Here is a 13,964-nt window from a genome sequence, read left to right on the forward strand (position 1 = left end):
GGGAAGTGGGCCGGAGTGGCGCTGTTCACAGACGAACGAGGGTTCGAATCTGCCGGGATGCGCGTAAAGGCTCGGTCATGGATTTCAATACGAGACGGAGCCGTATCGAAATCGGTCTACAGTGGTGTCCATGCCCGTGTCCTCCCCGTCCGCGCCCGCCCGTTCCGTCCCCGAGGCCGTCCACCGCCGCCGCTGGGCCGTCCTCGGCGTGCTGATGCTCAGCCTGCTGATCGTCGTCCTCGACAACTCGATCCTGAACGTGGCGGTCAAGACGATCTCGACCCCGGCCCCCACCGGCCTCGGCGCCACCCAGAGCGAGCTGGAGTGGGCCATCAACTCCTACACGCTCGTCTTCGCCGGGCTCCTCTTCGCCTCCGGCCTCCTCGGCGACCGCCTCGGCCGCAAGAAGTCCCTCCTCTTCGGCCTCGTGGTCTTCGGGACCGGCTCCGCGCTCGCCGCCTTCTCCGGCTCGCCGGGCGAGCTCATCACGTTCCGGGCCGTGATGGGGCTCGGCGGCGCCTTCGTCATGCCCGCCACCCTCGCCGTCCTCATGAACGTCTTCGAGCGGGACGAGCAGCCCAAGGCCATCGGTATCTGGGCCGGCGGCGTCGGCCTCGCCATCGCGATCGGCCCGATCACCGGCGGCGTCCTCCTGGAGCACTTCTGGTGGGGCTCGATCTTCCTCGTCAACGTGCCCGTGGTGCTCCTGGCCCTCGGCCTGATGGTCTGGCTGGTCCCCGAGTCCCGGGACCCGGCACCCGGCCGGATCGACCTGGTCGGCGTGCTCCTCTCCGTCCTCGGCCTCGTCCTCCTCGTGTACGGGATCATCCGCGGCGGCGAGCAGGCGTCCTTCACCGAGGCGGGGGTCCTCGTGCCGGTCCTGGCCGGACTCGCCGTCCTCACCGCCTTCGTCCTGTACGAGAAGCGCAGCGACCACCCGGCCCTGGACGTCTCGTACTTCCGCGAACCGGTCTTCTCCGCCGCCGTCGCCGCCATCGCCCTGGTCTTCTTCGCCCTCATGGGCGTGACCTTCTTCTCCGCCTTCTACCTCCAGAGCGTCCGCGGCTACAGCGCCCTCGACTCCGGCCTGCTCCTGCTGCCGCTCGCCCTGGCCCAGATGGTCTTCGCGCCCCGGGCCCGGCTCGCCGTCGAGCGCTTCGGCGCCCGGTGGGTCTGCGCCACCGGTCTGGCCGCGGTCGCCCTCGGCCTCGGCGCCTTCGCCTTCTTCGACGCGGACACGCCGGTCTGGGTGCTGGCCCTGGTCTTCCTGGTGCAGGGCGCGGGCATGGCGCACATCATGCCGCCGGTCACCGTCGCGATCATGCAGACGCTGCCCCGGGAGAAGGCGGGCTCCGGCTCCGCGATCAACAACACCTTCCGCCAGGTCGGCGGCGCGCTCGGGGTGGCCGTCCTCGGCTCCGTCCTCTCCTCCGTGTACCGGGGCGAGATCGAGAGCCACCTCGACGGGCTCCCGCCCGCCGTGCGCACCACGGCCGGCGAGTCCCTGGAGGCGACCCTCGCGGTCGCCGAGAAGCTCGGCGCCGACTCTCTCGTCGCCCCCGCCCACCAGGCGTTCCTCGACGCCATGCACGTCACCGCCTGGGCCTCCGCGGGCATCGCCGCGGTCGGCGCGGTGGTCGTCGCCGTCTTCCTCCCCGGCCGCGCCCCCGCCCCCGGCGCCCCCACCCGGCCGGCGTCCCGGCCGGACCACCCGGAACCGGCCCGCCGCTGACCGCCACCCGGGCGGTCTCCGGGGCCCGGCCCGCCCGGGCGGTCTCCGGGGCCCCCGCCCCCCGGGTGCCCTCCGGGGCCCCGACCCGCCGAGGGTGAGAATGGGGGGATCCGGTTTCCCCACGACGAGAGGCGACGCGCGTGTCCTTGGCGGACGGCGAGAACCCCGGCGACCCCGGTGACCCGGGCGGTCCCGGTGACCCGGGCGGTCCCGGTGCCCAGGGCGGCCCGACCGCCGGGGTGGCGGACGGGCCCGGCGGCACGGAGAGCGGCCTCGGTGGCACGGAGAGCGGTCCCGGTGGCGAGGGCGGGCCCCGGCGGGGGCGGCCCCGCAGCGAGGGGGTCGAGCGGGCGGTCTTTGACGCCGTCATCGGGCTCCTGGAGGGCGGGATGCCGCTCGGGGACGTCTCCATCGAGCGCATCGCCCGGACCGCCGGCGTCGGCAAGGCCACGATCTACCGCCGCTGGTCCGGCAAGGAGGACCTGCTCGTCGAGCTGATCCGCTCCGTCGAGCCGCCCGACCCGGAGCTGCCGGGCACCTCGGTCCGCGACGACCTCGTGATGCTGCTCGAATTCATGCGGCGGCGCGGCCTCGCCAAGCGGACCTCCGCGCTGCTGCGGAACATGTTCGCCCAGATGCAGGCCCACCCCCGGCTCTGGGACCAGTACCACCGCACCGCCATCGAGCCCCGCCGCCGCCGCGGCATCGAGGTCCTGGAGCGCGGCGTCGCCACCGGAGAGGTCCGGGCCGACCTCGACCTGGAGCTGGTCAACGACCTGTTCGTGGGGCCGCTCCTGCTCCGTACCGTCCTCCAGCCCGACGCCGACCTCTCGCCGGACTTCCCGGCCCGCGTCGCCGACACCATCCTCGACGGCGTCCGGCCGAGGGACTGACGCCGCGGAACCCGGTTCCGGGACCCGTACGAATGTGCGCGTTCTGTCACAGCCCGCCCGAACCGCCGTGCCCGCGGGAACCCCGTCACACGCCGTGTCCGTCCTTGGGGGAGTGCGCGGGGCCCGGCATCGCCTAGGGTCGGGACCGGATCCCGGAGCACGGACGGTACGACGCACGGCACGGCACGACGAGCGAGGGCAGCGATGGCGCGGGTGGACACGACGGGGACGGAGCACGGCGGAACGGGAGGTGCCCCTTCCGGGGCGCGTGGCCGGTTCGGCTCCGCTCTCGGCCGTCTGCGCCGCGACCCCGGCATCTGGCGGCGCGGCATCCTGCTGGCCGCCTTCGCCCTCGTCCTCGCGCTCCTGATGGCCCTCCACGCGCAGATCCCCAACCGGGTCGGCAACCTCGGCAGCCTGACCGAGACCTTCCTCCCCTGGTTCGGCCTCTTCGTCCCGGTCCTGCTCCTCCTCGCGCTGCTGCGCCGCTCCGCCACCGCGCTGATCGCGCTGCTGCTCCCGGCGGTCGTCTGGCTCAACCTCTTCGGCGGGCTCGTCGCCGACAAGTCGACCTCCGGCGGCGACCTCACCGTCGCCACCCACAACGTCAACGCCGACAACCCCGACCCCGAGGGCACCGCCCGCCAGCTCGCCGCCTCCGGCGCCGACGTGCTCGCCCTGGAGGAGCTGAAGGCCGACATGGTGCCGGTCTACGAGCGGGCGCTGGCCGAGAAGTACCCGTACCACTCGGTCCAGGGCACCGTCGGCCTGTGGAGCCGGCTGCCGCTGCGCGACCCGCGGCCGGTCGACATCCACATGGGCTGGACCCGCGCCATGCGCGCCACCGTCGTCGCCCCCCAGGGCGAGCTGCGGGTGTACGTCGCCCATCTCCCGTCCGTGCGGGTCAACCTCGACGCCGGCTTCACCGCCAACCAGCGCGACACCAGCGCCAACGCCCTCGGCGAGGCCATCGCGGGCGACCGGGCCGAGCGGATCGTCCTCCTCGGCGACCTCAACGGCACGATGAACGACCGCGCCCTCAACGCCGTCTCCGCCCAGCTGCGGTCCACCCAGGGCGCGGCGGGCGACGGCTTCGGCTTCTCCTGGCCGGCCTCCTTCCCGATGGCCCGGATCGACCAGATCCTGGTCCGAGGCGTCGAGCCGGTCTCGTCCTGGGCGCTTCCGGAGACGAAGAGCGACCACCTGCCGCTCGCCGCCCGCATCACCCTCTGAAACCTCTTCTTCATCCTCCGGTGACCGGGGGACCCTCCGGGATCTGTCACAATTTGTTTTGGAAGAAAACAAACCCCTGGATCCGGAAAGGGTCTCCCACCCATGCCCGTGGCCCTGCTCGCCCTGGCCATCTCCGCTTTCGGCATCGGCACCACCGAGTTCGTGATGATGGGCCTGCTGCCCAACGTCGCCGGCGACCTCGGCACCACCGTCCCCACAGCGGGCCACCTCGTCTCCGCCTACGCCCTCGGCGTCGTCATCGGCGCCCCGCTGCTCACCGCCCTCGGCTCCCGGATCCCGCGCAAGCGGATGCTGCTCCTGCTGATGGCCCTCTTCACCGTCGGCAACCTCGCCTCCGCCCTCGCCCCCGACTACGGCTGGCTGCTCGCGGGGCGGGTCCTCGCCGGCCTCCCGCACGGCGCCTTCTTCGGCGTCGGCGCCGTCGTCGCCGCCCGGCTGGTCCGCCCCGACCGGCAGGCCCGCGCGGTCGCCACCATGTTCCTCGGCCTCACCGTCGCCAACATCCTCGGCGTCCCCGCGGCCACCCTGCTCGGCCAGCACCTCGGCTGGCGCGCGACCTTCCTCGTCGTCGCCGTCATCGGCCTGGTCTCGCTCGCCGCCCTCGCCCGGATGGTCCCGGACCTGCCCGTCGACGAGCGCCAGGGCCTCGGCCGCGAACTGCGCGCGCTGGGCCGCCCGCAGGTGCTGCTCGGCCTGCTCACCGCCGTCTTCGGCTTCGCGGGCGTCTTCGCCGTCTACTCCTACCTGGCCTCCATGACCACCGAGGTGATGGGCTTCGGCGAGTCCACCGTCACGATCGTCCTCGCCCTCTTCGGGATCGGCATGACGGCCGGCGCGCTCGCCGCCGGGCCGCTCACCGACCGCGCCCCGCGCCCCACCCTGTACGGCTCGCTCGCCGCCCTCGCGCTGACCCTGGTGGCCTTCCGCTTCACCGTCCACGTGCCCTGGCTCGCCCTGGTCACCGTGGTGGTGCTCGGCGCCGTCGGCTTCATGACGACCACCCCGCTCCAGATGCTCGTCATGGAGAAGGCGAAGGACGCCCCCACCCTGGCCTCCGCCTCCAACCACTCCGCCTTCAACCTCGCCAACGCGGGCGGCGCCTGGGCCGGCGGCGCCGCCATCGCCGCCGGCTGGGGCTGGACCTCCCCGGCCCTGGTCGGCGCGGGCCTCGCCGCCGCCGGCCTCGCGATCGCCGCCGTCGCCGGGCTCCTCGACCGTACGGGGAGGAACGCGGAAGGGGCCTCGCACGTGGTCGCGCGGGGCCCCCTCGCCGCCGAGGCGCCGGTCAGGGCGCCGGCGTCTCGCGCCAGCGGTTCGTGACCGGCAGCCGCCGGTCCTTGCCGAAGCCCTTCGCCGAGATCTTGGTGCCCGGCGGGTACTGGCGCCGCTTGTACTCCGCCGCGTCCACCATCCGCAGCGTCCGGGCCACCAGCTCCGTGTCGAAACCGGCGGCCACGATCGCGTCCGTGCCCTCGTCCCCGTCCACGTACAGGGCGAGGATCCGGTCCAGTACGTCGTAGTCCGGCAGCGAGTCCGTGTCCACCTGGCCCGGGCGCAGCTCGGCACTGGGCGGCTTCGTGATCGAGCTCTCCGGGATCGGCGGGGTCTGGCCCCGCTCCTCGGCCGCCCGGTTGCGCCAGCGGGCCAGCCGGAAGACGTCCGACTTGTAGACGTCCTTGATGGGGCCGTAGGCGCCGACGGAGTCGCCGTAGAGGGTCGAGTAGCCCACCGCCAGCTCGGACTTGTTGCCGGGGGCGAGGACGAGGTGGCCCTCCTGGTTGGAGATCGCCATCAGGGTGGTGCCGCGCAGCCGGGACTGGAGGTTCTCCTCGGCGAGCCCGGTGAGCTCCACCGCCCCCATGTACGCGTCGAACATCGGCTCGATCGAGACGGTGCGGAAGTGCAGCCCGGTCCTGTCGGCCAGTTCGGCCGCGTCGCCCTTCGAGTGCTCGGAGGAGTACTTCGACGGCATCGACACCCCGTGCACCCGGTCCGCGCCGAGCGCGTCGCAGGCGATCGCGGCGACCAGCGCCGAGTCGATCCCGCCGGAGAGGCCGATCACCACCGAGCCGAAACCGTTCTTCGCGACATACGCGCGCAGCCCGATGACGAGCGCCGAGTAGACCTCCTCGTCGTCGTCGAGCCGGGGCGCGTAACCGCCCGTCAGTTCCGCCTCGTACGCGGGGACGGCCTCCCCGGCCTCCCCGCCGAGCACCGCCCGGTCGATCCGCAGCCCGTCGTCGACCACCGTCCCCGGCGCGGGCGCGTCCGGGTCGGCGGCCGGCAGGTCCAGGTCGAGGATGACGCTGCCCTCGGTGAACTGCGGGGCCCGCGCGATCACCTCGCCCGCCGCGTCCACCACGATCGAGTCCCCGTCGAAGACGAGCTCGTCCTGACCGCCGGTCGACGCCAGGTAGGCGGTCACGCAGCCGGCCTCCTGGGCCCGCTTGCGGACCAGTTCGAGACGGGTGTCGTCCTTGTTCCGCTCGTACGGCGAGGCGTTCACCGACAGCAGCAGCCCGGCCCGGGCGCTGCGCGCCGCCGGGACCCGGCCGCCCTCCTGCCACAGGTCCTCGCAGATCGCGAGGGCCACGTCCACCCCGCGCACCCGCAGCACCGGCAGGGTGTCGCCCTGAACGAAGTAGCGGAACTCGTCGAAGACGCCGTAGTTCGGCAGATGGTGCTTGGCGAAGCGGAGCACGGCCCCGCCCCGGTGCAGCACCGCCGCCGCGTTCTCCGGCGAACCGGCCGGGCGGCCGAGCCGGGGCACCGCCCGCTCGGTGCGGTCGAGGTAGCCGACGACCACCGGCACCTCGCCGAAGCCCTCGTCGGCCAGCCGCTCCGCGAGCGCGAGCAGCGCCGCCCGGGAGGCGTCGACGAAGGACGGCCGCAGGGCCAGGTCCTCGACGGGGTAGCCGGTCAGCGCCATCTCGGGGAACGCGACGAGGTGCGCGCCCTGCCCGACGGCGTGCCGGGTCCAGTGGACGATCGCCTCGGAGTTCCCGGCGAGGTCCCCGACGGTCGAGTCGATCTGATTCAGCGCGAGGCGTAGTCGATGCACGCTCCCCACTCTAATCGTCAATCCGACGCTATGTCCTGGGAAGCGGTACCCGGAGCCCGCCGTCCGACCGTTCCCTCCCGACATGCGAAGAACATCCACCCCGCGATCAGGGTCCGTCCCCGCCCCCGCCTCTCCGCACGTTCCGCGAGCCCGGACGGGTCCACCCGAACACCGGGAACCTTCCGGCACTCCCTGACGTCAGACCCCGTATGCCCGGAAAGGTCACGCGCGCTTCCGCCGTCCTGCTGCTCCTGGGGGCGCTCGCGTACACCGCCTGGGTCCTCGAAGTCGTCGTGCGGACCGGTCTCGACCCGGTCCGCACCTACGTCTCCGAGCTCGCCGCCGCCGACCAGCCCCTCGGCGGCCTCTTCCGCGCCACCGACCTGGCCGCCGGGCTCCTCGTCCTCGCCGGCGCCGTCCTCGGCCTCCTCGCCGCCCGCGCCCCCGCCGGACCCCACGCCGAACCCGGCGTCCCCAGCTGGGCCCGCACCGAGCTCCCGCCCCCCGGCCGCCGCCCCTGGCTCCTCGCCGGCTGGGCCGCCCTCGCCCTCTTCGGCGCCGCCACCGCCGTCGACTCCCGCCTCCCGCTCAGCTGCGCCCCCACCGCCGACCCGGAGTGCGCCGCCCGGGAGACCGCCGGGCTCGTCCCCGCCACCCACACCGCCCACGCCGTCAGCTCCGGCCTCGCCATGACCGGCGCGATCCTCGCCATGGTCCTCCTCACCGTCGCCGCCCGCCGGTACGGCCTGTGGCGGCCGCTGGCCCGTATCGGACCCGTCCTGGTCGGCCTCGAACCCGCCGCCACCGCCTGGACCCTCGCCGAGGTCGCCGCCTTCGAGGCCGGCAAGGGCCTGTGGGCCCTCGGCGCCGGCCAGCGCCTCCAGGTCCTGCTCGTCGCCGTCTGGACCGGCCTCCTCGCCGTGTCCCTCGCGCGCGAGGGGACCGCCCGCCGCAGGATCACCGGGAGAGACACCGGAAGGAGCGAGGGACCGTGAGCTTCGTACGCCTCGGGGGCCTCGGGGGGCTCGCCCACAGCGACACGGGAAGGAGCGCGGGACTGTGAACTTCGTACGCCTCAGGGGCCTCGCCCACAGCGACACGGGAAGGAGCGCGGGACCGTGAGCTTCGTACGCCTCAAGGGCCTCGCCCACCACGTCGCCGTCGACGGCGAAGGGCCGGTCTGCGTGCTCTCCGCCGGACTCGGTCTCGGCTGGTTCGACTGGGACCCGGTCGTCCCGCTGCTCGCCCCGCACCGCACCGTCGTCCGCTTCGACCGCCCCGGCCACGGCCTCACCCAGGGCACCACCGCGCCCCCGACCCTCGCCGGCGAGGCCGACCGGATCGCCGCCCTCCTCGACGCCCTCCGGCTCCCCGGGCCCGCCACCGTCGTCGGCCACTCGATCGCCGGCTTCCACGCCGAGGGCTTCGCCCGCCTCCACCCGCACCGCACGGCCGGACTCGTCCTCGTCGACTCCTCCGTCGAGGAGCACCCCCGCCCCGGCCTGCTCGACTGGACCGTCCCCGCCGGGACCGCCCTCACCGCCCTCGGCCTGCCCGCCGCCCTCGGCCCCACGCTGCGCCGCCTCGCCGTCCGCCCCGACCCGGCCCCGCCCGCCGAGGTCCGCCGGGTCTACCGCAGCTCACGCGTCTGGCGCGGCGCCCTGCGCGAGAACGCCCGCTACGGCTCCGTCGCCGCCGAGCTCGACGCCCTCCGCCGCACCCACCCCCTCCCGCCCGCCGTGCCCGTCACCGTCCTCGCCGCCCCCGACGGCTCCGCCCGCTGGGAGCACCGCCAGCGCGCGCTGGCCCGACGGCTCGGCGCCCGCTACGAGGCGGCCGTGCCATCGGGCCATCTGGTCATGCGGGACGCCCCGGACACGGTCGCCCGGGTCGTCCTGGAGACGGGTCGGACGGGTCAGGAAGCGGCGTAGACGCTCGCGCAGAACGCCTTCAGCTGCTCGTCCGAAAGCTGCTGGGCCAGGTCGGCCTCGCTGATCATGCCGACAAGGCGCTTGTTCTCGATCACCGGCAGCCGCCGGATCTGGTGGCTCTGCATCTCCTCCAGCACCGCGCCCACGTCCGCGCCCGCGTCGATCCAGCGCGGGGTGCCCTGGACGATCGAGCCACAGGTCACCTTCGCCGGGTCGTGGCCCATCGCCACACAGCGGACCACGATGTCGCGGTCGGTCACGATGCCGCAGAGCCGTTCGTTCTCGTCGGCGACGGGAAGCGCCCCCACGTTCAGCTCGCGCATCATCTGCGCGGCGCGGTCGAGCGTCTCGTGTTCCGGGATCCAGCGGGCTCCCGGGTGCATGATGTCCTTCGCCGTGGTCATGGGGTGCGTACCTTTCGTCGAACGTCGTCGTACGAACTCCCCGAGCGCCTTCATTCTGCGGGCACGCGTCGGCCCCCGCGACCGCAGCGGTCGCGGGGGCCGGGCACTCCTGGCTCAGGCGGTCGCGCCGCGCTTGCGGAGCATGTCCGCCATCAGCGCGATCTCCGACTCCTGTCCGTCGACCATGCCCTGGGCGAGGTCCCGCTGGATGTCCACCGAGCACTTCTGCACACAGCCCTGGGCCATGTGCACCCCGCCCTTGTGGTGGGCGGTCATCAGCCTCAGGTACAGGATCTCGGCCTCCTTGCCGGACGCCTTGCGCAGCGCGTCCAGCTGGGTGCGGGTCGCCATGCCGGGCATCAGCGCGCCGTCCCTCTCGGAGGCGTCGCCGGTGACCGGCATGCCCATCCAGGTCATCGGCGCGGTGCCGGACTCGACCTTCGGCAGGCCCCACACGTCGAGCCAGCCGAGCATCATCCCGCGCTGGTTGGCCTGCGTGTTGGCGATGTCGTACGCGAGCCGGCGCACCGACTCGTCCTCCGTCCGGTCCCGGACGATGAAGGACATCTCGACGGCCTGCTGGTGATGGACCGACATGTCCCGGGCGAAGCCGGCGTCGGCGGAGGCGGTGCCGGGGGTACGGGGCGCCTCCTCGCGCTCGGCCGAGGCGACCGTGACCGCGCCCGCGGCGAAGAGCACCGACAGGGCGACCGCGGTGATCGCCGCGTACCGGGTGCGGCGGGGGGTCACTGGCCCATCCCGGCGCCGCCCATGCCGTCGGCGCCGACACCGCCGGTGCAGGCGGCGCCCGGCTCGGGCGTCTGCTTGCCCTGCACGTACTTGGTGAAGAACGCGTCGACCCGCGGGTCGCTCGCGCTGTCCACAGTGACCTGCTTGCCCCACGCGGAGAGCATGATCGCGCCGGACTGGTCGTCGACCGGGCTCATCAGCGTGTAGGGGGTGTCGGAGACCTTGTCCTTCAGCTTCTTCACGTCGGCCTCGGCGGCCTTCTTGTTGTACGTCACCCAGACGGCGCCGTGCTCCAGCGAGTGCACGGCGTGCACCTCGGGGACGGCTTTGTCGTAGACGTCGCCGTCGCAGTTCAGCCAGACCGGGTGGTGGTCGCCGCCGACCGGGGGCTTGGCGTCGTACTTCACCGCGGTCTCGACGTGGTTGCGGCCGAGCTTCGCCGCGTCCCAGGACTTCTCGCCGGCGATGGGGGCCTTGGCGGCGGCCTCCTTGGCGTCCTCCTCGTCGGCCTTCTTCATCAGCACGAAGGTGCCGAAGCCGACGAGGCTCAGCACGACGACGGCGGACACGCCGATCGTGAGGAAGCGGTTGCGGCGCTCCCTGGCCTGCTCGGCGCGGCGCATCTCCTCTATTCGCGCGCGGCGGTCGGCGGTGGTGGAGCGGTTGGCGGCCATGGTGGTGTCGTCCTTCTGGGAAAGAAAAGATATGGGGGTCGTCGGGCGGGGGAGGGCCGGTGGCCCTAGGTCCGGAGGACCTGAAGGACGTGCAGGTCCGGGGCGCGCGGCCGGATCCCCGGGCCGCCCGCCGCACCGTCGCCGGCGAGCGCGTCGACGCGCGGCAGCCGGTCCTCCGTGTGCAGCGGCGGATCGAGGGGCGGGGCGCTGAGCACCGCGGGGGAGAGGGACGGGAAGAGGGAGCAGTCGCCCCGGTCGTACGGACAGACGTACGCGCTCCGGCCGCTCCCGGGGACCGGGGTGGCGGCGGGGCCCGGGGCCGCGGTGGGGGCCGCGGCGGCGGCCCGCTGATGCCCCGGATGGCCGACGGGACCGGCCGGTCCGCTCCCCAGACAGACGAAGAGCGCGCCGAGGAGCGTCGCCACGGCACTCACCAGTGCCAGGGGACGCGCGTGCCGGTACGGGCGTTCGAGCCGCAGGGCTCCCATGGGCGCAGATCGTAGTGGGCGAGGGGGCTCCGTGGGCCGAACGGGGTAGGGATTCCGGTGGTCCTCGGTTACCTGTGTCACACCCGAACAGGCAGTATGGGTGTGCAACGTGCGCGAAACCATGTGGTGGGATGCTCAGGTGCCCCCCGATGTGCCCGAGGCGGTGGGAGCAGGCGGCCTGACCAGCGAGGATGGGTGTGGAAATGGACAAGCAGCAGGAATTTGTGCTCCGTACGCTCGAAGAGCGCGACATCCGCTTCGTGCGCCTGTGGTTCACCGACGTGCTCGGCTTCCTCAAGTCGGTCGCCGTCGCCCCCGCCGAGCTGGAGCAGGCGTTCGACGAGGGGATCGGCTTCGACGGCTCCGCGATCGAGGGCTTCGCCCGGGTCTACGAGTCGGACATGATCGCCAAGCCGGACCCGGGCACCTTCCAGATCCTGCCCTGGCGGGCCGAGGCGCCCGGCACCGCCCGGATGTTCTGCGACATCCTCATGCCGGACGGCTCCCCCTCCTTCGCCGACCCGCGCTTCGTCCTCAAGCGGGCCCTCGCCAAGGCGTCGGACCTCGGCTTCACCTTCTACACCCACCCCGAGATCGAGTTCTTCCTGCTGAAGGACAAGCCGCTCGACGGCTCCCGGCCCACCCCGGCCGACAACTCCGGCTACTTCGACCACACCCCGCAGAACGTGGGCATGGACTTCCGCCGGCAGGCCATCACGATGCTCGAATCGATGGGCATCTCGGTCGAGTTCTCCCACCACGAGGGCGCTCCGGGCCAGCAGGAGATCGACCTCCGGTACGCCGACGCGCTCTCCACCGCCGACAACATCATGACCTTCCGCCTGGTCATGAAGCAGGTGGCGCTGGAGCAGGGCGTCCAGGCGACCTTCATGCCGAAGCCGTTCTCGGAGTACCCGGGCTCCGGCATGCACACCCACCTCTCCCTCTTCGAGGGCGACCGGAACGCCTTCTACGAGTCGGGCGCCGAGTACCAGCTCTCCAAGGTCGGCCGCTCCTTCATCGCGGGCCTCCTCAAGCACGCGGGCGAGATCTCCGCCGTCACCAACCAGTGGGTCAACTCGTACAAGCGCATCTGGGGCGGCTCCTCCCGCACGGCCGGCTCCGGCGGCGAGGCCCCCTCGTACATCTGCTGGGGCCACAACAACCGCTCCGCCCTCATCCGCGTCCCCATGTACAAGCCCGGCAAGACCGGCTCCTCCCGCGTCGAGGTCCGCTCCATCGACTCGGGCGCCAACCCCTACCTCACCTACGCGGTCCTCCTCGCCGCCGGCCTCAAGGGCATCGAGGAGGGCTACGAACTCCCCGCCGGCGCCGACGACGACGTCTGGGCCCTCTCCGACTCCGAGCGCCGCGCGATGGGCATCGAGCCCCTCCCGCAGAACCTCGGCGAGGCGATCTCCCTCATGGAGAAGAGCGAACTGGTCGCCGAGACCCTCGGCGAGCACGTCTTCGACTTCTTCCTGAGGAACAAGAAGCAGGAGTGGGAGGAATACCGCTCCGAGGTCACGGCCTTCGAACTGCGCAAGAACCTGCCGGTGCTGTAGGGCTGCCGCGGGGCGGTCGGCGCGACGGGAACTCGCTTGTCCGCCGGGCGGCGGGTGCCCACAATGGCGGCCGTGAAGATCGAATCCGTCGCCACCGAGCGGCTGCTCCTCCACGCCCTGTCCGTCGCCGAGGGCGAGCGTGTCGTCGCCCGGGAGCCCCTGCCCGGGGAGCGGTGGGCGGAGGGGTATCCGGGGGTGGGGGACCTCGCCTCCGTGGGCGCGTTTCTGCGGCGGTGCGCCGAGGACGGGGACCCGGGGGCGTACCGGACGTATCAGATACGGCTGCGGGACGGCGGGGTCGTCGTCGGCGGGATCGGGTTCCACGGGCCGCCCGGGGCGGACGGGGGCGTGACCGTGGGGTACGGGATCGTGCCCGGGGAGCGGGGGAAGGGGTACGCCTCCGAGGCGCTCGCGGCGGTGATCGGGATCGCCCGCGCGGCCGGGGCCGCCGTCCTGCGGGGCGACGCCGACCCCGCCAACGTCCCCTCCCACCGGGTGATGGAGCGGGCCGGGATGCGGCGCGCGGAAGCAGCGGGGGAAGGGGACGGCCTGGTGCGGTTCCTGGTGGAGCTGGGGCGGTAGCCGGTCAGCGTTCGGTGAGCTCCGAGGGGGCCTCCTGGACGATCCAGCCGTTGCCGTCCGGGTCCTGGAAGGAGAGGAAGGAGTTCCAGGTCTCGCCCTTGCCCTCCTCCCAGCCGTTCGCGCCGAGGCGCATCACGGGGGAGACGTCCACGCCGGTCTCGACGAGCGCGATCCGCGCCGCCTCGATGTCGGTGACGCACAGCTGGAGGCCGTGCAGGGAGCCCGGGGTCATCGTCGTGGTGCCGGGCATCGGCGGCATGCCGGAGAGCAGCGCGAGGGAACAGCGCGAGCCCGGCGGGGTCAGCTGGATGATCCGCGTCCCGGGCGCGACCTCGTCGTCCAGGTCGACGGCGAAGCCGCACCGCTCGGCGTAGAACTCCTTGGCCCGGTCCAGGTCGGTGACGGGGACGGGCACGACTTCCAGTGTCCAGTTCATGGGACCACCGTCCCGCATCCCCGCGACCGCCGCACCTCGCCGACCTGACGGACATGCGGATTCCCTCCGGCCGGGTGACCTGATCTTTTCGGTCGGAGTGTGAGACGGATCGCCGATGACCGTTCCGGCGTCACACAACCTCCCTATAGTGACCACCCGTTGGCCGCATGAGGCGCGCCGACGGCAGGTTCGCC

At 73.1% G+C, this 13,964-nt stretch carries 14 protein-coding genes; 8 read left to right on the forward strand and 6 right to left on the reverse strand.

The annotated features are described in order from the left end of the window. Window positions 1-130 precede the first annotated feature (130 nt). The 4 genes from ACIGHB_RS14115 (at window position 131) to ACIGHB_RS14130 (ending at window position 5,199) form a co-directional block, all read left to right on the forward strand. On the forward strand, window positions 131-1,732 hold the full coding sequence (locus ACIGHB_RS14115; RefSeq protein ID WP_399912871.1) for an MFS transporter: 1,602 nt from the start codon (window positions 131-133) through the stop codon (window positions 1,730-1,732). Between the two features lie 140 nt (window positions 1,733-1,872). Next, window positions 1,873-2,625: a TetR/AcrR family transcriptional regulator gene (locus tag ACIGHB_RS14120; RefSeq protein WP_399912874.1), complete on the forward strand. Its 753-nt coding sequence runs from the start codon at window positions 1,873-1,875 to the stop codon at window positions 2,623-2,625. A 204-nt stretch (window positions 2,626-2,829) separates the two neighbouring features. Beyond that, complete coding sequence (locus tag ACIGHB_RS14125; protein WP_360311904.1) at window positions 2,830-3,858, forward strand: endonuclease/exonuclease/phosphatase family protein; 1,029 nt, start codon at window positions 2,830-2,832, stop codon at window positions 3,856-3,858. Between the two features lie 102 nt (window positions 3,859-3,960). Then, window positions 3,961-5,199 (forward strand): MFS transporter, encoded by a 1,239-nt coding sequence (locus ACIGHB_RS14130; protein WP_388870372.1) that lies wholly within the window; start codon window positions 3,961-3,963, stop codon window positions 5,197-5,199. Here the strand turns inward: ACIGHB_RS14130 and ACIGHB_RS14135 are convergent. Beyond that, a complete protein-coding gene (locus ACIGHB_RS14135) occupies window positions 5,165-6,949 on the reverse strand; it encodes an NAD+ synthase (protein ID WP_399912878.1) in 1,785 nt (594 codons plus the stop codon). The two genes, ACIGHB_RS14130 and ACIGHB_RS14135, sit on opposite strands and share 35 nt — an antisense overlap. Before the next feature lie 200 nt (window positions 6,950-7,149). On the opposite strand from ACIGHB_RS14135, the gene ACIGHB_RS14140 reads away from it, so the two are divergent. Together ACIGHB_RS14140 and ACIGHB_RS14145 are read left to right on the forward strand one after the other, a co-directional pair. After that, window positions 7,150-7,935, forward strand: coding sequence for a DUF998 domain-containing protein (locus ACIGHB_RS14140; protein WP_399912881.1), 786 nt, complete (start codon window positions 7,150-7,152; stop codon window positions 7,933-7,935). Between the two features lie 123 nt (window positions 7,936-8,058). Next, window positions 8,059-8,871, forward strand: a complete 813-nt coding sequence (locus tag ACIGHB_RS14145; RefSeq protein ID WP_399912884.1) for an alpha/beta fold hydrolase — start codon at window positions 8,059-8,061, stop codon at window positions 8,869-8,871. Here ACIGHB_RS14145 and ACIGHB_RS14150 read toward each other — a convergent pair. From ACIGHB_RS14150 to ACIGHB_RS14165, 4 genes are all read right to left on the reverse strand, one after another. Then, the gene (locus ACIGHB_RS14150; RefSeq protein ID WP_360311913.1) at window positions 8,856-9,275 is read right to left on the reverse strand and encodes a CBS domain-containing protein; all 420 of its coding nucleotides are present in this window, start codon (window positions 9,273-9,275) and stop codon (window positions 8,856-8,858) included. The genes ACIGHB_RS14145 and ACIGHB_RS14150 overlap by 16 nt on opposite strands. 114 nt (window positions 9,276-9,389) lie before the next feature. Further along, window positions 9,390-10,025 (reverse strand): DUF305 domain-containing protein, encoded by a 636-nt coding sequence (locus ACIGHB_RS14155; protein WP_360311915.1) that lies wholly within the window; start codon window positions 10,023-10,025, stop codon window positions 9,390-9,392. Then, window positions 10,022-10,699 (reverse strand): DUF3105 domain-containing protein, encoded by a 678-nt coding sequence (locus ACIGHB_RS14160; protein ID WP_360311917.1) that lies wholly within the window; start codon window positions 10,697-10,699, stop codon window positions 10,022-10,024. The genes ACIGHB_RS14155 and ACIGHB_RS14160 overlap by 4 nt, the downstream gene beginning before the upstream one ends. A 65-nt stretch (window positions 10,700-10,764) precedes the next feature. After that, window positions 10,765-11,187: a hypothetical protein gene (locus ACIGHB_RS14165; RefSeq protein ID WP_399912888.1), complete on the reverse strand. Its 423-nt coding sequence runs from the start codon at window positions 11,185-11,187 to the stop codon at window positions 10,765-10,767. A 203-nt stretch (window positions 11,188-11,390) separates the two neighbouring features. Here ACIGHB_RS14165 and ACIGHB_RS14170 point away from each other — a divergent pair, with 203 nt between their 5' ends. Together ACIGHB_RS14170 and ACIGHB_RS14175 are read left to right on the forward strand one after the other, a co-directional pair. Next, window positions 11,391-12,752, forward strand: coding sequence for a glutamine synthetase family protein (locus tag ACIGHB_RS14170; RefSeq protein ID WP_360311921.1), 1,362 nt, complete (start codon window positions 11,391-11,393; stop codon window positions 12,750-12,752). Between the two features lie 72 nt (window positions 12,753-12,824). After that, on the forward strand, window positions 12,825-13,334 hold the full coding sequence (locus tag ACIGHB_RS14175) for a GNAT family N-acetyltransferase (protein ID WP_399912891.1): 510 nt from the start codon (window positions 12,825-12,827) through the stop codon (window positions 13,332-13,334). A gap of 4 nt (window positions 13,335-13,338) precedes the next feature. On the opposite strand, the gene ACIGHB_RS14180 is transcribed toward ACIGHB_RS14175, so the two are convergent. Further along, the gene (locus tag ACIGHB_RS14180; protein ID WP_360311931.1) at window positions 13,339-13,770 is read right to left on the reverse strand and encodes a VOC family protein; all 432 of its coding nucleotides are present in this window, start codon (window positions 13,768-13,770) and stop codon (window positions 13,339-13,341) included. Window positions 13,771-13,964 lie beyond the last annotated feature (194 nt).

The sequence above is a fragment of the Streptomyces sp. NPDC085460 genome, assembly GCF_044541975.1.
GTDB lineage: Bacteria > Actinomycetota > Actinomycetes > Streptomycetales > Streptomycetaceae > Streptomyces.